The organism is Candidatus Magnetaquiglobus sp. (genome assembly GCF_058402785.1).
In genome coordinates this window covers 1-15648 of sequence record NZ_JBZVFG010000016.1, presented here as the reverse complement: position 1 = coordinate 15648, position 15648 = coordinate 1, and the positions used below count along the sequence as shown (strand labels likewise).

Genomic DNA, 15648 nt, shown 5'->3' with positions numbered 1-15648 from the left:
GCAAGCACCCGTGGCCACCTTTTGCATCCATCCGGCAAATCGGAAGAAGGTCCCCCTCACCTCCCGACCGAGAACCTCCCCTGGCGGGAGTTCCAGGGCATCCCCGCATACTCACCCGTCACCCGACTCATCTTGCGCCATCTCCAATCCGATGACCCCCACCAGCCGATGCAAGACCTGTCGGGCCTCCTGAAAATCCAGCTGGTCCAAACACCCACCCAACTCCCGAATCACATTCGAATAGTCCTTCTCCGAGGTCAACCCGGCCTCCAACATCGGTTTCAAACGTTCGAACAGCACGCAGGCATCGAAATCCTGTTGAATCAACATCGGTTTGAGTTGACGCAACAATTCGCCAACCGTCCGCGCATCGAATCCTTGGGACTCCACCGTCACGCCCGCCGCCGTCTCACTCCGCTCCCAGGCGCGCACCTCGGCGACCAGCTGGTCCAGGGCCCGTTCCAGATCGTCCAACAACAACGACCATGCCGTGCTGACGGCCCCGGCCCGCAGAACCATTTCCAGGGCCCGTGCCGATTCGAATACCCGCCTGGCGGAGAGATTGCCGGCCATCCCCTTCAACGAATGGACCAAGCGCATGGCCCTGGTGCCATCTTCCGGATCGCCGCTCTCCAGCCACGACCGCAGGCGCGGTATCGACTGCTCCTGACCGCGCACGAACTCCTTCAACAGCATGCGCGCCAGCTGCCGGTTGTGATTGACCCGATCCAGCAGTTCCTCCACCTCGATGCAGGTCAACCCCTCGAAGTTGTGACCGCCGTGCGTTGCCTTCTGCATCGCGGGGGCGCTGATGCGTTGCGACTGCGGCGCGATCCAGCGGGTCAGCAGCGCGAAGAGTTGCGCGGAGTCGATGGGCTTGGTGACGTGCTCGTTCATGCCCGCGTTCAGGCTCTCCAGACGGTCTTCGTGCATGGCATGGGCGCTCATGGCCAGAACCGGCAACTCCCGCCAGCGTGCATCGGCCCGCAGCGCCCGGGTGGCTGACAGACCATCCATGATCGGCATCTGGATATCCATCAACACCAGATCAAACGAGCCCTGTTCCAGCTTGTCGAGGGCCATCTGGCCATTGTCCGCGCACTCCACGATCAGACCCACCCCGGAGAGCATGGCTTCGGCCACCTGACGGTTGATCGGCTGATCCTCCACGAGCAGCACCCGTGCCCCACCCAGATGGTTCACCAGGGTTTCGCGGCTCAACGGTGCGCGGCGATGCGCGGTGACGGCGCGGGTTGACCACGCTTCACCGCTGGGTTGACCGATTTCCAACAGCACGGTGAAATGAAAGGTACTGCCGCGACCTGGCGCGCTGCGCACCCAGATTTCACCCTCCATCATCTCCACCAGACGTTTGCAGATCGCCAATCCCAGCCCCGTGCCGCCGAAGCGGCGGGTGGTGCTTTCATCGGCCTGGGTGAAGGGGGCGAACAGGGCGGACTGTTTTTCCAGCGGGATGCCGATCCCTTCGTCCATCACCCGGAATTGAATCTGCTCCTTGCCCGCGGTCCGTCCGAGGGACTCGACGCTCACCGTGATCCGACCCCGTGGCGTGAATTTGACCGCGTTGCCCACCAGGTTGAACAGCACCTGTTGCAGCCGCAGCGGATCACCGATCAGCCATTCGATCTTGCGGGCGGGGGTGATGATATCCAGGCGCAGATCCTTGTCCGCGATGTTGGGTGCGAACAGATCGGCCACGTCGGCCAGCAGATCGGGCAGGCGAAAGGGAATCTTTTCCAGGACCAGGGCGCCCTGTTCGATTTTGGAGAAGTCCAGGATATCGTTGATCAACCGGAGCAGGGTGAGGGACGATGCCTGGGCCTTGAACAGATACTCGCGGGTTGTCGGCGAGATGGCGACGTTCAGGGCCAATTCGATCATGCCGAGTACGCCATTCATCGGCGTACGGATTTCGTGGCTCATGTTGGCCAGAAAGGCGCTTTTGGAGCGGTTGGCGGTTTCCGCCTCCTGGCGTGCCTGCTTGAGGTCGAGGGAGACTACCAGAATGCTGATCAAAAGGCCGATCAGCACACACAGATAGCTGATCTGTTTAAAGAAATGTCCCAGGTCGAACCGTTCGTCGTACAGTTGGTCCGAGGTGGCCATGAACAGGGCCTCGCCCCAGAAATTCACCAGCAGTGCCAGCACCAGCCAGTGTTCGAAGGTGTTGTCCCGCCAGTTTCCCTTGTGCAGAAATCCGATCAGGGCGATCAGGAACAGGCTTGCCGGCATCCACTCTTGTGGTCTGGGCACGAACCATTCCGGATGGATGGCGCGTGGCAGGGGCATGAGCATGAAGAACAGCAGGTTGGCCAGGGTGAACAGTCCCATGCCCCAGAGGAGCCAGCGGGGGTTCAACCGCGATGGGTGGATGCGGGTGTCGTGGCGGGTGAAAACCCAGCTCAGCACCAGGAAGAAGGCGAGGAAGAATCGTGACGAAAACCAGCTCCAGGGGATGAGTGTGGTGTAATCCAACGCCATCGCCTGGGTGAAAGGGGCCGAGGTGACGATGGTGTGATACAGGTCCAGGAGCGCGGTACCCAGGAATCCGGCCCCGATCAGCAGATAGAGATCCTCTTTTTCGGTATGGTGGCGCATCAGGGCGAGCACGCCGACCATGGAGGCGAGCGTGGTGGCCACGGTTTCGAGCAGGGTATGCAGATGAACCGAGCTGGTCCAGGTGATCTGGCGTGTGAGCAGGTAGCCGGCAACCAGCACAAGGGACACGATTCCGTATTGACGGCCACGCGTCCGTGCTCGGTTCGAGGGTGCGGTGGTGGTCATACGCCCGATCGCGTTGGAAGTGGAACCGGTTATGTTGTGGGGGTGTGAGGAGTTTTCCCCCTCTCAGGCCAGTATTTTTCGAATAGTAGCACGATTCCTTCGATGAGCAACCAGGCAAGCAGCATGGAGACGATGACATGGCTCAAATAGTGCGCGCCTTTCATCATCTGGTAGAGTCCCATGATCCAGCCGAGGGTGACGCCGGTGCCCAGGCCGACCCAGCGCCAGGCTCCCGGCAGCAGGAAAAAGAGCGCCATGAAGGCGAAGCCGCCGGAGGGGTGGCCGGCGGGAAAGCATTTGCCTGGGCGTTTGGCTGGAAAGTCGTTCGGATTGGTGGCCAGAAACGGCACATGGGGCAGATCCCCGCCGTAGCGGGTCAGGGACCAGGGACAATGGACGTTGGAGATGTTCTTGAGGCCCGAGATCGTCCCCGGCACCACGATCAGCGTTACCAGGAGCAGGGTGAGTTTGCGGCGCAGATGGATGCGGGTCTTGAATTTCCAGGAGTGGAGGAGTGTGAGCAGCGTGAGGATGGCCACGAGGGCGATGGTGCGTTTGGCACCGGTATAGAAGATGGCGCGCCAGAAGGGATCGTCCTTGTCGATGCGCCATTGGTGGCTGTCGAACTGGAAGAAGAGATCCTGGACAGGCAGATCCACACCAGTGGTTTCGAGCAGCAGGATCAGGAGCAGCGCGACCGAGACCCAGAGGATGGAAGGTTTAATGCGCATCGGGGGGAGGGGGGCGATTGAGAACGTTTGCGGGGATGATAGGGACCCACCACCTTCACGGCTCGACGACGATCGTACCCTTCATGCGGTTTTCATGCGGGGTGCAGTGATAGGGATAGGTGCCAGGGGTGGTGAAGGTGTGGCTCCAAAGCTCTCCGGGGAAGAAATCCGCTGACATGAACGTGCCAGCCTCGTCGCTGGCCACGGCATGATAGGTGGCGCCGGCCTCGTTGTTTTTCCAGGTGACGGTGGTTCCAACCCGAATGGTGAGGGTGGCCGGATGAAAGGCCATCTTCTGAATGCTCACCTCCGCGGAAGCCGGGAGCTGGTCAGCCCCTACGGCAGCCGGCGACAGACAAAGCAGAACCGCCAACACCCAACCATGATCAGACCTGAACCATTGCATGGTCTCCCCCGGACGACTCAAATGGCAAATTTTTCTTTGATTTTCGAGCACTCGCCCTGGGCATAGGCGAGAAACTCCTCCACCGCCTTGGAGCGGAATTTCTGCTTTTGAAAGACAAAATTGAGCTTGCGCTTGATGGTCCCCTCCTTGAGGCGACGCACTACCAGACTTTTGAGTTGGACCTCCTTGCGCAACGCCATGGTCGAAACGATGCTGAACCCCACGCCACCTTCGACCGCGGCCTTGATCGATTCGGTGGCACCCATCTCCAGGATGAGATCCAACTGCTCGTAATGGATTCCGAATTTGCTCAACTGTTCGGTGATCACCGCGCGCGTGCCCGAACCCTCCTCGCGGGAGACGAACGGATACTCCTTGAGCCGGTGAACCGGCACCTCCTCGAGCTTGGTGAACGGGTGATTCGGGGCCATGATCAGCACCAGTTCATCCTCCATGCAGGAGGAGACGACGATGTTCTTGTTGCTGATCGGCCCTTCGATCATGCCGATGTCGATGGTGGCGTCCTCGAGCTTGCGCACCACGGTGCGGGTGTTGTGGACCGTCAGACGGACCTGCACGCCGGGAAAGCCGTCGTGATAACCGCTTAGAATGCGCGGCAGCAGGTACTCGCCCAGGGTGGTGGTGGCGCCGAGCTTGATCACCCCGCGGGTCACGCCGGTCATTTCGTTGATGGCTTTTTCCGTCTCCCGATAGAGTTCCAGGATCCGGTCCGCGTAGTTGAAGACCATCATGCCCGCCTCGGTCAGCGAGATGCGGTTGTGATGGCGATCGAAGAGGCGGGTGTTGAAATGTTCTTCGAGCTGTCGGATCTGGAACGTGACGGCGGGCTGGGTGAGGTAGAGTTCTTCAGCCGCGCGGGTGAAGGAGAGATGTTTGGCCACGGAGTAGAAAACCCGGAGCCGGGTATCGGAAAAGCTCATGGGATGTTCTGCCTTCTGACGGAATACCGAAAGCGATAGGGGGATGGCTCTATATGCTAAAAAAAAATTTGATGGATGTATAGGGAAAAAGGGTTCCAAACGAAAAATGGCGGCCAACAACCACATGACTTGGGAATGATCGACAAAAGAGGATATAGTGGTAGTGAAACACGGCATCGTCAAGCTTTGGAACTGGCATGAGGTCTTGTTATTAAAATGAATCTCAAACCCCGCATTGAATCCCAGGATGCCTTGACCCCGCGCTATGCCCGTTATCGGCGTCTGTGGTGCGAGGCGCGGCCCGGTCTCGATGCGACCCTGCGAGCCGGTCGGATGGTACGCACAACCCTGGCTGAATTGCGCCTGGAATTCGATGTGATCCTGTTGGACGCCTTTGGGGTGTTGAATCTGGGTGACGGGGTGATTCCCGGCGCTCCCGAGGCGGTTCAGGGGCTGTTCGCGGCAGACAGACAGGTACGGGTGGTCTCCAACAACGCCTCCCAGTCCCCGGCACGAATGGTTCGCAAGCTCAAGGAGATGGGCTATCCGTTCGAGGCGGGGCATATCCTCTCCTCGGGCATGGCGGTTGGACCGTATGTGGCCGCCTCGGGCTATCGCGACCGGCCTTATTTGTTGGTCGGCAGCGAGGACAGCGCGTTGTATGCGCCGGATGCCGAGGCGTGGATGGTCAATCGCGCGGGCTCCCGCTGGGCCATCGAAGAGGCGGAATATCTGCTTTTTTGCAGCAATCGCGACTACCATGGCGGTCAGCAGGAGATCGATGCCAAGGCGCTGTTGGCGGTGAAGAGCGTCCCGTTGTTGTTGGCCAATCCGGATCTGGTCACCCCCAAGCCGGATGGTCGGCTGGAGGCGGTGGCCGGTTTCGCGGCCATGGATCTGGTGGAAGCCCACGATCTGGTCATCGAGGGGATCGGCAAGCCGTTCGCGCCGATCTTCGAGCTGGTGCGCGCCCAGTTTCCGGATGTGGCCCAGGAGCGGATCCTGATGGTCGGGGATACGTTGGATACCGACGTGTTGGGGGCGGCGGCGATGGGGTTTGCCAGTTGTCTGGCCTTGTCCGGGGCGTGTGCCGGTTGGGGGGAGGCGTTGGAGCGGTTGTGTGACGCGCGGGGCATACGTCCGGATTATGTGATTGATTCGTTGGGTAGTTAGCGTTGCGGGTTGTGGCGATAAGTAAAGTTCATTTCCTTTCCACCGATTGGGAGAGTCGAGGATCATGGCCGAATTTCGATATGGTGAGCTGTTCAATCTGGGACACGACGAAACCGAATTTCGTCTGTTAAGCCGCGATTTCGTCCGCGAGGAGAATTTTCGCGGCGCACGGATGGTGATGATCGATCCGGAAGGTCTGACATGGCTGGCCAAGGAGGCGATGCGCGATGTGTCGTTTTTGTTGCGTACCAGCCATTTGCAACAACTGCGCGCCATTCTCGACGATCCCGAAGCCTCCGGAAACGACCGTTACGTGGCCCTGGAACTGCTGAAAAACGCCAACATCGCGGCGGGCATGGTGCTGCCGAGCTGTCAGGATACCGGCACGGCCACGGTGGTGGCCAAGAAGGGACAGCGGGTCTGGACCGGCGGCAACGATCGCGAGGCCCTGTCGCGGGGGATCTTTTCGGCCTATGCCGACAATAACCTCCGCTACTCCCAGGTGGCGCCCATCAATTTGTACGATGAAAAGAACACCGGCACCAATCTGCCCGCTCAGATCGACATCGAAGCCGTGGATGGCGAGGCCTATAAATTCCTCTTTCTGGCCAAGGGGGGCGGCTCGGCCAACAAGACCTTCCTGTTTCAGCAGAACAAATCGTTGTTGAATCCCGCGTCGCTGGCGGCCTTCGTCGCCGACAAACTCAAGGGGTTGGGAACCTCGGCCTGCCCACCCTATCATCTGGCGTTGGTGATCGGCGGACTCTCCCCGGAGATGACCTTGAAGACCGTCAAGCTCGCTTCGGCGCGCTATCTGGATACTCTGCCCGAGACCGGCGATGGCATCGGCGGCGCGTTGCGCGACCGTGCCTTCGAGGCCGAGGTGTTGGAGTTGGCCAAAAACATCGGTCTGGGCGCTCAGTTCGGCGGCAAGTATTTCGCCCACGATGTGCGGGTGATCCGTCTGCCGCGGCATGGTGCTTCGTGTCCGGTGGGGTTGGGGGTGTCGTGTTCGGCGGACCGCAACATCCTGGCCAAGATCAATGCCGAGGGGATCTGGCTCGAGGCGTTGGAGCGTGATCCGGCCCGTTTCCTCCCCGAGGTGGAACCGACCGCCGGCGAGACGGTGCGGGTGGACCTGAACCGTCCCATGAGCGAAATCCGCGCCGAATTGAGCCGTTATCCGATCCGCACCCGTCTGTCGCTGAGCGGTCCGATCGTGGTGGCCCGTGACATCGCTCATGCCCGCATTCAGGAGCGTCTGGATCGCGGCGAGGGGATGCCGGACTATTTCAAGGATCACATCGTCTATTATGCCGGCCCGGCCAAAAAGCCGGATGGCATGCCTTCCGGGTCGTTCGGTCCCACCACCGCCGGGCGCATGGACAGTTATGTGGACCGTTTCCAGAAGGTTGGCGGATCGTTGGTGATGCTGGCCAAGGGGAATCGCAGTCGCGAGGTGACTGCGGCCTGCAAGGCCAATGGGGGCTTTTATCTCGGATCGATCGGTGGCGCGGCGGCTTCACTGGCGCAAAAGAGCATCCGCAAGGTGGAGGTGATCGATTTCCCGGAGTTGGGAATGGAGGCGGTGCATCGCATCGAGGTGGAGGATTTTCCGGCCTTCATCGTGGTCGATGACAAGGGTGGGGATTTCTTCGCGGAGTTGGGATTGTAAGAAATAGGGACCGGGGGGGTGATCTCCCCCGGAGGAGCGCAAGAAAAGCTTCCCAAGGGCGAAACCCTTGGGAAGTTGCTTTTGATTGTGTCTTTCGCGCGTTTTTCACGATAAGCCAATTTTCACGATTTTTGCGAAAATTGGCGCAAGCGCGCGGTTTTATGTGCTCTGAGTCGTTGCCGATTCTGGGCAACGACTCAGGGCGAATGGCACGTCAGCACATAAGCCGCCTTCGGCGGCCTGTTTGAGGCCATGCGAAGGTGAGTCGTTTTGCCCAAATCGCAAAACGACTCACCTTCCAAGACCGCACGCAACGTTTTTTCGCCAAAGGCGCGTAAAAACGTTGCCGCGAACATGGCCCGCAATCAGGCCGACGGAAGCGACGCGTCTTCCGAGAGCCATTCTTCCCCCTCCTTGATGCCCTGGCGGGCAACAGGTGAGGCGTCTCGCCCTGCAATCATCACCCCTCCGGCACGCGCCGCACCACGATCCACTCCCCCGGATTGCGCTCCACCAGTTTGATCATCTCCCGCGCGCCCGCTTCGAAATGGCCACCCGCATAATCGGGTTGAATCGGCAACTGCCGTCCGCCACGATCCACCAGCACCGCCAACTCGACCCGCTCCGGGCGTCCATAGTCGAACAGGGCGTTCAGGGCGGCGCGGATGGTGCGTCCGGTGAAGAGCACGTCGTCCACCAGGATCACCTGTCGGCCATCGATGGACATGGAAAGATCCGTGGCCCCGACCACCGGATTGGGGGCGATGGTGCGCAGATCGTCGCGATAGAAGGTGATGTCGAGATAACCGATGGGGATCTGGCGTCCCAGAGCTTCGTCCAGACGGGCACGCAACAATTTGGCCACCACCGCCCCACCACGTCGGATGCCGACCAGAACCTTTTTCTCCGGTTGCGAAAAATCACCGAGAATGCGTTCGGCCATGCGTTGGATGACGGCCCGGGTATCGTTGGCCGACAACAGGATCTCTTCGCGAAAGGGTGTGGCGGACATCGGCGGTCCCCCCGGTTGATAAGGATGAGGAGGCTGTTACGGCTCCACCTTACACCAGAGGCGAGGGCGTCGGGAAGGGTTGGCAAGTGACGGCATGGGAATCAGGAATCTCTAAGAGGCGATTGAGTCCGTAAACTGCTGTAACTGACATGATAGGGGGAGAACCCCCCTCACCCCCCGTACCATGGACCTCCCGCCGCTGGCGAGGGCAACAATGTTGTTGCCCTCGCCGGTTGAAAGACCAAACCGGACTGAAGGGAATTTACATACAGCATTTATTGGACTTGACCTTGGCCATCAACCAGAAACGACATTGGACGACCTGTTTGAAACAAAAAAGAGTGCCAACCGGACAAAAAAAGCGATCAAGAAATCCGTACGATTGGACGATTCAATGATCATGACGGCACGTTCGTTCCCGATGTCAAGCGTAAACGACGAGGAAACCATGATCAGCGTATCCTATCCAGTCTTGTTGCAACTCTACCGTCGGGAAGACCGCACCCGCGCGGCCCGCCAGGTCGTTGAACCGGGAACCGGCGTGCAGGCGCGCATCTCCACGACCCGACCCGGCTTCTCCCAGTCCACGCTCGCGGAGAGCGATGGCAAGGATTTTCAATCCTTTTTCCTGAAAGCCCTGGAAAAACGTGATTAAACGGATCCCTTCCCAAACCCGTTTGTCCGTGACGGACAAACGGACGCTCAAGCGCATTGTCAGGCAATGCGCTTTTTTTACGCATGTCGTTTTCGGCGTGATCGTACTGCTCGGCATGCCGCAAGCGGCGCATGCCGACGTGGCGATTCTGGTGCATGGCTATTTCAGCGGCGACGATGCCTGGCAGCGCTCCGGCGTGACGGCGGAGTTGGAAGCGGCGGGTTGGAAGTCGCTGGGCCGGATGATCGCCACCGGTCGCGAGGTGATCGAACGGGAGCCGACCAACCGCACGGAGAAACACGGTTATCTGTTGGCCGATCTCCCCTCCGAAGCGCCGCTCACGATCCAGGCCGAGGGGTTGAAATCGATCCTCGCCACCCTGCGCGCCCAACGCGGCACGGAGAGAACCATTCTGATCGGCCATTCGGCGGGCGGGGTCGTGGCGCGTCTGCTGATGGTGAACGCCCCGGAACTGGCCATCCACACCCTGATCACCATCGCCGCCCCCCATCTGGGCACCGACAAGGCGGAAGTGGCCGGATTGATCGCCTCCACCCCGCTGGCGATGATGGCCCCGATGATGGGGGCCGATACCCTCAACCGCTCCCGGGCGCTCTATGCGGAGCTGGAACGGGAACGACCGGGCAATTTTCTCTATCGGCTCAACCGGCTGCCCCATCCCACGGCCCGGTATGTGTCGATCGTGCGACGCGAAGGATTCGCCCTGTCCGGCGACAACACCGTCCCGGCCTGGAGCCAGGAGATGGCCCGGATCATCGCCTTGAAGGTTCGGGCCAGGACCGCGATCCAGAGTGGCGAGGGCCATGCCCTGGAGCGTCAGGATGGGAGGATTCTGGCGCTCCTGCTCGATTCGAAATGAATCGTCAAAAAATTCCATGCTCGCGCGGGAGATGCTTTCCCCGCGCAACGGTTTTGCTTCATAATGAGATCGGTCGAGACCAATTCCCGTTCCCTTTGCAAAAAGACTCCGATGAAAGAAACCTCCATGAAAATCCGACTCATGAGCGCGGCAATCACCGCTTTGGCCCTGTCGATCAGCGGTTGCTCCAACTCCATCATCAGCAGTCCCAACACCCTGGAGCAGCAGAAACTGGCCAAATTCGGCCAAAAGAAGGCGCGTGAGGATGCCCAGGAGGGACGCACGGAAAACGTTTCTTCGGAACTGCTCGGTCAGGAGAGCATCTTTAGCATGGGCGGTCTGGGCGGAGGCACCAAGCTGTCCCAGGAGCAGATCCGCCAGAACAAACTCTACGCGGGCGCCATGGATGTGGTGATGGAGCTGCCGGTACAGGTGGCCAATCGCGAGGGAGGGTTCATCTCCACGGACTGGAAGGTGGATCCCAACGATGGGCGCACCCGCTATCGGGTCAACATCCGGGTATCGGGTCAGGCGCCCTACGGGGATGTGAAGGTGGTGGTGCTCAAGCAGACCCAACGCGGGGATGGCAACTGGCAGGATGCCCCCTCGGACAGCGAGACCGCCCGGCAGATCGAAAAGGCGGTTCGCAAGAAGGCCCAGGACGCCCGTCCGGCAGAGTGATCGTGGTCTCGATGGGCGCCGGCGGCGATGTCGTGGTCTCGATGGGCGCCGGCGGCGATGTCGTGGTCTCGATGGGCGCCGGCGGCGATGTCATGGTCTCGATGGGCGCCGGCGGCGATGTCATGGTCTTGATGGGCGGGTGAGGCGGTTGGAACGCCTCACTCCTCGTCATCCTCGCCGGCGACCGGAACCGGCGTGGCCCCCGACGCCCCCGACGCCACCGCATCCACGGGCGAAGGCGGCTTGGCGCCAATCGGACGCACCGGCAGGGGGAGCGTGAGATTGATCAGGGTATCCCCGGTGCTGGTCAACGGTTTGTACTGACCGCCCCGATAGTCCTGAAACTCGATCGTGGTCTTGGTTTCCGAGACGCGCCGCAAGAACTCCATGGCCACCGACGCCTTGATGTGCGCCAGACAGATCCCATATCCCCCCTTGTCGGTGACCACGATGGAAAAGAGTTTCACGGATTTGCTCAACTGGGCCAACGGCTCGTCGTTGAGATATCCCAGCTCCATCAACCCGTCGGGGGTGCCGCTCACCGCCGGGGGATAGGTGTTGCGATCCCGATAATAGTTCAGGCAGGCGCGACTCAACACATAGAACATGCCCAGCAACACGGTGAGCTTGTCTGGCGGCATCTCATCCTGAATCGAGTCCTCGCGCAGGGTGCGAAGCTTCAGGAGAAACCAGAAAAGCGCGATCAATACGAGCAAAACGATGAAAATCGTCAGAATCGGATGTTCCATGGCCGTTTTCGTCCAAAGCTGGAGGGTTGACTCCCGATGGTCACCCGGTAATGCCCGTCCGGGGTGTTCCCAGGAACTTGCATGATGGGGGGTTCCCCCATCGTGTCAGTCAGTTTCATGGCGCGTGCCAGTTTTTTATCTTGAGATGAGAAAAAATTCTTTGCAACCCGCGCCAATGCGATTCACTATAACAGAGTTTGCTGTTTTTCTTATATGACTCTCTCTTTCTCGCTTCAGTGCCCAACCCGGAGGAAAAACGATCATGGCTGATATCACCCTCGACGCCAAGGGGCTGAACTGCCCGCTCCCCATCCTGCGCGCCAAGAAAGCTCTCAAGGACATGGCATCCGGCCAGATTCTCGCCATCGAGGCCACGGATCCCGGTTCCGCCAAGGATTTCGAGTCGTTCTGCTCGCAGACCGGCAACGAACTGGTCAAGGCGTCGGAAGCGGCTGGCGTCTTCTATTACGAAATTCGCAAGCCCTGATCATTGGACCGAGGAGTCATCCGACATGGCGCAGAAACGCTTGGCGATCATCGCCACCAAAGGCACCCTGGACTTTGCCTATCCGCCGTTGATCCTGGCCACCACGGCAGCGGCATTGGATTACGAGGTCACCATTTTCTGGACCTTCTATGGTTTGCAGGTTCTCAAGAAAAATCGCAATCTCAAAATCTCCCCGCTGGGCAATCCGGCCATGCCGATGCCGGTGCCGATGCCGGTGCTGGTGCAGGTTCTGCCGGGCATGGAGAGCATGGCGACCATCATGATGAAACAGAAGATGGCCGGCAAGGGTGTGGCCTCCATCGACGATCTGATGGAGATGGCCATCGAGTCGGATGTCAAGATGATTGCCTGTCAAATGACCGTCGATCTGTTCGACTTCAAGCATGAAGAGTTGATCGACGGTCTGGAGTATGCCGGCGCCGCCCGCTTCTTCGAAGTGGCCCAGCAAGCGGATATCGTGCTGTTCATCTAAACCTCGTCTGTTTTGAGATGCGTCGTTTCCCGCAAGGCCACCGTGCAACATACGAGCTTCGTTTCCAAACTTGCCTGATGGGGGGAGACCCCCTCACCCCCCAACCGTGGACCTCCCTTACGGGAGTTCCACGGTAATAAAGCGGAAACGAAGCTCGCGAAGGCTGCGCGCGGCGCATTTTTCGCAAAAGAGGCGAAAAAAGCTTCTTTGAGAAAAGCGCGATCAAGTCAAAAGCATAAGTCCCAAGGGCTTTGCCCTTGGATCCCACCAGGGGGATAATCCTCCTGGACCCTTGATCATGGAACGACGCATCCCGTGATGGGTGCGGTTTGGTTTTCCAGCAAGCGGACAGCGTGCTGTTCATCTGGTTTTCCCTCGCGGAGGTCCCCGGATATCCCTGGACCTCCGCGAAGCCCCGCCATTGCCGCAAAATCACGTCCGCCATTCCCTGGTCTTGCGCTCAAAAACCGTCGAAAAACCCATCTGCCCCTTTTTTCTCCATGAACCGTTGCGGCCTGAGTGGTAAAAGGCTATAAAAAACGTTTCAAATCAGTACGGAGAGGCAGCATGAACGACATTCAGTGCATCATGTCCACCTATGGACGGAATCCCGTGGCCTTCACACGGGGTGAGGGAACCCGCCTGTGGGACGAGGAAGGCCGGGAATATCTGGACTTTTTGGCCGGCATCGGGGTCAACAACCTCGGCCACTGCCCGCCCAAGGTCACCGCCGCCATCCGTGAACAAGCCGGACGCCTGATCCATACCTCCAACCTCTACCGCATCCCCTTGCAGGAGAAACTCGCCCGGCGCTTGACCGATACCTGCTTTGCCGATCAGGCGTTCTTCTGCAACAGCGGCGCGGAGGCCAACGAGGCGGCGATCAAGCTCACCCGCAAGTTCATGCGCGATCACGGCCATCCGAGCCGCTTCGAGATCATCACCGCCGTGCATGGCTTCCATGGCCGCACCATGGCCACCCTCTCGGCTACCGCCCAGGAAAAGGTGCAACGCGGCTTCGAACCCCTGGTGCCCGGATTCCGCTACGTGGCCTTCAACGATCCGTCCGCGGTGGAAAAGGCCATCAGCCCCTATACCGCCGGCATCCTGGTAGAACCGATCCAGGGCGAATCCGGCGTGCGCCTGCCGGACGATGGCTACCTGGAGGCTCTGCGTGCCATCGCCGATCAACATGGTCTGTTGTTGATCCTCGACGAGGTGCAGACCGGCATGGGCCGCACCGGAAAGTTCTGGTGCCATCAATGGAGCAGCGTCACCCCGGACATCATGACCGTGGCCAAGGGTCTGGCTTCGGGCGTGCCGATGGGCGCCTGCCTGGCCACCAGCCGGGTCGCCGCGTCGTTCTCGCCGGGCACCCACGCCTCCACCTTCGGCGGCAACCCCCTGGCCTGCGCCGCCGCGCTCGCCACCCTGGAAGTGCTGCTCGACGACGGGGTGCTCGCCGGCGTGCCCGACCTGGGTCGCTATCTGTGCGACAAACTCGATGGCCTCAAGGGTCATCAAGCCATGATCCATGCCACGCGCGGTCGCGGCCTGATGGCCGCCGTGGAACTCAAGGGCGGCACCGAGGAGGTGGCCGCCATGTGCCTGAATCGCGGCTTGCTGTTGAGCTGCCAGATGGGCACCACCTTGCGCATGCTGCCACCGTTGACCATTACCCGCGATGAAATCGATCAGGGCGTGGCCATCCTGGACAGCGTGCTCAGCGATCTCTTTTGACGGCCAACTCCATGAACGCGCGCTCCTCCACCAAACGGGACCTTTTGACCTTCGACGATCTCACCGCCCAGGAGATCCGCCATCTGTTCCAGCGGACCACCCAGCTCAAGCGCAACCGCGCCGCCGGACGCGACGTGGCCACGCTCCAGGGGCGTACCCTGGGCATGATCTTCGAAAAACCCTCGACCCGCACCCGCGTGTCGTTCGAAACCGGCATGTTCCAGCTCGGGGGACAGGCGTTGTTCCTCTCCAGCCAGGACATCCAGCTCGGACGCGGCGAGGAGGTTTCCGATTCCGCCCGCGTGTTGTCGCGGTTTGTGGACATCATCATGGTGCGCACCTTTGCCCACAAAAAGGTCGAAACCATGGCCGAATATGCCACCGTGCCGGTGATCAACGGCCTTTCCGACGACTTCCACCCCTGCCAGGTTCTGGCCGATCTCTTCACCTACGAAGAGCATCGCGGACCGATCGGCGGACGCAAGGTGGCCTGGATCGGGGATGGCAACAACATGGCCAACTCCTGGATGCAGGCCGCGGCCAAGCTCGGATTCGACCTGGTGTTGGCCTGTCCGGCCAATTACGAGCCCGATGCCAAGCTGTTGGGCCACGCCCAGCTCGAGGCCGCCTCCACCGGGGGTTCGATCACCGTGGTGCGCGCTCCCGCCGAGGCGGTGGCGCGTGCCGATCTGATCTGCACCGACACCTGGACCTCCATGGGTCAGGAGGCGGAACGGCAGCGGCGTTTGCGCGCCTTCGCGGATTACTGCGTGGACGAGGCGTTGATGCGCCAGGCCAAGGACGAGGCGTTGTTCATGCACTGCCTGCCCGCCCATCGCGGCGAGGAGGTTTCGGCTGGGGTGCTCGATGGTCCGCAATCGGTGATCTGGGACGAGGCGGAAAACCGGTTGCATGTCCAGAAAGCGGTTCTCGAGTGGCTGATGGGCGTGGATATTCATTAAACCGCGTCTATTTTGAGCTGCGTCGTTTCCCGCAAGGCCACCGTGCAAAAGACGAGCTTCGTTTCCAAACTTGCCTGATGGGGGGAGAACCCCCTCACCCCCCAACCATGGACCTCCCTTACGGGAGGTCCATGGTAATCAAAGCGGAAACGAAACTCGCGAAGGCTGCGCGCGGCGCATTTTTCGCAAAAGAGGCGAAAAAAGCTTCTTTGAGAAGAGCGCGCTCAAGTCAAAAGCAACGTCCCAAGGGCTTTGCCC

At 60.3% G+C, this 15648-nt stretch carries 16 protein-coding genes; 10 read left to right on the top strand and 6 right to left on the bottom strand.

Annotation, left to right across the window (positions count from 1 at the left end; translation table 11 throughout):
* Window positions 1-111: 111 nt before the first annotated feature.
* The 4 genes from ACV4UY_RS07460 to ACV4UY_RS07445 form a co-directional block, all read right to left on the bottom strand.
* Window positions 112-2748 carry a hybrid sensor histidine kinase/response regulator gene (locus ACV4UY_RS07460; protein WP_491606982.1) on the bottom strand — a complete coding sequence of 879 codons (2637 nt, stop codon included), beginning with the start codon at window positions 2746-2748 and terminating at the stop codon, window positions 112-114.
* Between the two features lie 86 nt (window positions 2749-2834).
* Complete coding sequence (locus tag ACV4UY_RS07455) at window positions 2835-3536, bottom strand: phosphatase PAP2 family protein (protein ID WP_491606981.1); 702 nt, start codon at window positions 3534-3536, stop codon at window positions 2835-2837.
* A 55-nt stretch (window positions 3537-3591) separates the two neighbouring features.
* Window positions 3592-3909, bottom strand: a complete 318-nt coding sequence (locus ACV4UY_RS07450; RefSeq protein ID WP_491606980.1) for a cupredoxin domain-containing protein — start codon at window positions 3907-3909, stop codon at window positions 3592-3594.
* Between the two features lie 50 nt (window positions 3910-3959).
* Complete coding sequence (locus ACV4UY_RS07445; RefSeq protein WP_491606979.1) at window positions 3960-4883, bottom strand: selenium metabolism-associated LysR family transcriptional regulator; 924 nt, start codon at window positions 4881-4883, stop codon at window positions 3960-3962.
* A gap of 216 nt (window positions 4884-5099) precedes the next feature.
* On the opposite strand from ACV4UY_RS07445, the gene ACV4UY_RS07440 reads away from it, so the two are divergent.
* Both ACV4UY_RS07440 and ACV4UY_RS07435 read left to right on the top strand, forming a co-directional pair.
* The gene (locus tag ACV4UY_RS07440) at window positions 5100-6056 is read left to right on the top strand and encodes an HAD-IIA family hydrolase (RefSeq protein WP_491606978.1); all 957 of its coding nucleotides are present in this window, start codon (window positions 5100-5102) and stop codon (window positions 6054-6056) included.
* A 64-nt stretch (window positions 6057-6120) separates the two neighbouring features.
* Window positions 6121-7731 (top strand): fumarate hydratase, encoded by a 1611-nt coding sequence (locus tag ACV4UY_RS07435; protein WP_491606977.1) that lies wholly within the window; start codon window positions 6121-6123, stop codon window positions 7729-7731.
* Between the two features lie 460 nt (window positions 7732-8191).
* Here ACV4UY_RS07435 and pyrR read toward each other — a convergent pair whose 3' ends face one another.
* Window positions 8192-8743 carry a bifunctional pyr operon transcriptional regulator/uracil phosphoribosyltransferase PyrR gene (gene pyrR, locus ACV4UY_RS07430; protein ID WP_491606976.1) on the bottom strand — a complete coding sequence of 184 codons (552 nt, stop codon included), beginning with the start codon at window positions 8741-8743 and terminating at the stop codon, window positions 8192-8194.
* Window positions 8744-8957: 214 nt separating this feature from the next.
* Here pyrR and ACV4UY_RS07425 point away from each other — a divergent pair, with 214 nt between their 5' ends.
* The 4 genes from ACV4UY_RS07425 to ACV4UY_RS07410 all read left to right on the top strand — a co-directional run bounded on the left by ACV4UY_RS07425 (window position 8958) and on the right by ACV4UY_RS07410 (window position 11102).
* A complete protein-coding gene (locus ACV4UY_RS07425; protein WP_491606975.1) occupies window positions 8958-9398 on the top strand; it encodes a hypothetical protein in 441 nt (146 codons plus the stop codon).
* Window positions 9399-9495: 97 nt separating this feature from the next.
* Complete coding sequence (locus tag ACV4UY_RS07420) at window positions 9496-10278, top strand: esterase/lipase family protein (protein WP_491606974.1); 783 nt, start codon at window positions 9496-9498, stop codon at window positions 10276-10278.
* Window positions 10279-10404: 126 nt separating this feature from the next.
* Complete coding sequence (locus tag ACV4UY_RS07415) at window positions 10405-10959, top strand: DUF3576 domain-containing protein (protein ID WP_491606973.1); 555 nt, start codon at window positions 10405-10407, stop codon at window positions 10957-10959.
* Entirely contained in the window at window positions 10956-11102 is a 147-nt protein-coding gene (locus ACV4UY_RS07410) for a hypothetical protein (protein WP_491606972.1), read from the top strand. Before ACV4UY_RS07415 ends, ACV4UY_RS07410 begins: the two co-directional genes overlap by 4 nt.
* A 15-nt stretch (window positions 11103-11117) precedes the next feature.
* On the opposite strand, the gene ACV4UY_RS07405 is transcribed toward ACV4UY_RS07410, so the two are convergent.
* The gene (locus ACV4UY_RS07405; RefSeq protein WP_491606971.1) at window positions 11118-11708 is read right to left on the bottom strand and encodes a hypothetical protein; all 591 of its coding nucleotides are present in this window, start codon (window positions 11706-11708) and stop codon (window positions 11118-11120) included.
* A gap of 262 nt (window positions 11709-11970) precedes the next feature.
* Here ACV4UY_RS07405 and ACV4UY_RS07400 point away from each other — a divergent pair, with 262 nt between their 5' ends.
* The 4 genes from ACV4UY_RS07400 to argF all read left to right on the top strand — a co-directional run bounded on the left by ACV4UY_RS07400 (window position 11971) and on the right by argF (window position 15390).
* Window positions 11971-12195, top strand: a complete 225-nt coding sequence (locus ACV4UY_RS07400; protein WP_420906189.1) for a sulfurtransferase TusA family protein — start codon at window positions 11971-11973, stop codon at window positions 12193-12195.
* 25 nt (window positions 12196-12220) lie between these two features.
* Window positions 12221-12688 (top strand): sulfur carrier protein DsrE2, encoded by a 468-nt coding sequence (dsrE2, locus tag ACV4UY_RS07395; RefSeq protein WP_420906190.1) that lies wholly within the window; start codon window positions 12221-12223, stop codon window positions 12686-12688.
* A gap of 567 nt (window positions 12689-13255) precedes the next feature.
* A complete protein-coding gene (locus ACV4UY_RS07390) occupies window positions 13256-14428 on the top strand; it encodes an aspartate aminotransferase family protein (protein WP_491606970.1) in 1173 nt (390 codons plus the stop codon).
* 11 nt (window positions 14429-14439) lie between these two features.
* The gene (gene argF, locus ACV4UY_RS07385; protein WP_491606969.1) at window positions 14440-15390 is read left to right on the top strand and encodes an ornithine carbamoyltransferase; all 951 of its coding nucleotides are present in this window, start codon (window positions 14440-14442) and stop codon (window positions 15388-15390) included.
* The last annotated feature ends 258 nt before the right edge of the window (window positions 15391-15648 follow it).

Bases quoted from the DNA above. Each gene is read 5' to 3' on its own strand.
- ACV4UY_RS07455 (WP_491606981.1), bottom strand. From the start codon at position 3,536: ATGCGCATTAAACCTTCCATCCTCTGGGTCTCGGTCGCGCTGCTCCTG.
- ACV4UY_RS07445 (WP_491606979.1), bottom strand. From the start codon at position 4,883: ATGAGCTTTTCCGATACCCGGCTCCGGGTTTTCTACTCCGTGGCCAAA.
- ACV4UY_RS07440 (WP_491606978.1), top strand. From the start codon at position 5,100: ATGAATCTCAAACCCCGCATTGAATCCCAGGATGCCTTGACCCCGCGC.
- ACV4UY_RS07435 (WP_491606977.1), top strand. From the start codon at position 6,121: ATGGCCGAATTTCGATATGGTGAGCTGTTCAATCTGGGACACGACGAA.
- pyrR (WP_491606976.1), bottom strand. From the start codon at position 8,743: ATGTCCGCCACACCCTTTCGCGAAGAGATCCTGTTGTCGGCCAACGAT.
- ACV4UY_RS07425 (WP_491606975.1), top strand. From the start codon at position 8,958: ATGTTGTTGCCCTCGCCGGTTGAAAGACCAAACCGGACTGAAGGGAAT.
- ACV4UY_RS07415 (WP_491606973.1), top strand. From the start codon at position 10,405: ATGAAAATCCGACTCATGAGCGCGGCAATCACCGCTTTGGCCCTGTCG.
- ACV4UY_RS07405 (WP_491606971.1), bottom strand. From the start codon at position 11,708: ATGGAACATCCGATTCTGACGATTTTCATCGTTTTGCTCGTATTGATC.
- ACV4UY_RS07400 (WP_420906189.1), top strand. From the start codon at position 11,971: ATGGCTGATATCACCCTCGACGCCAAGGGGCTGAACTGCCCGCTCCCC.
- dsrE2 (WP_420906190.1), top strand. From the start codon at position 12,221: ATGGCGCAGAAACGCTTGGCGATCATCGCCACCAAAGGCACCCTGGAC.
- ACV4UY_RS07390 (WP_491606970.1), top strand. From the start codon at position 13,256: ATGAACGACATTCAGTGCATCATGTCCACCTATGGACGGAATCCCGTG.
- argF (WP_491606969.1), top strand. From the start codon at position 14,440: ATGAACGCGCGCTCCTCCACCAAACGGGACCTTTTGACCTTCGACGAT.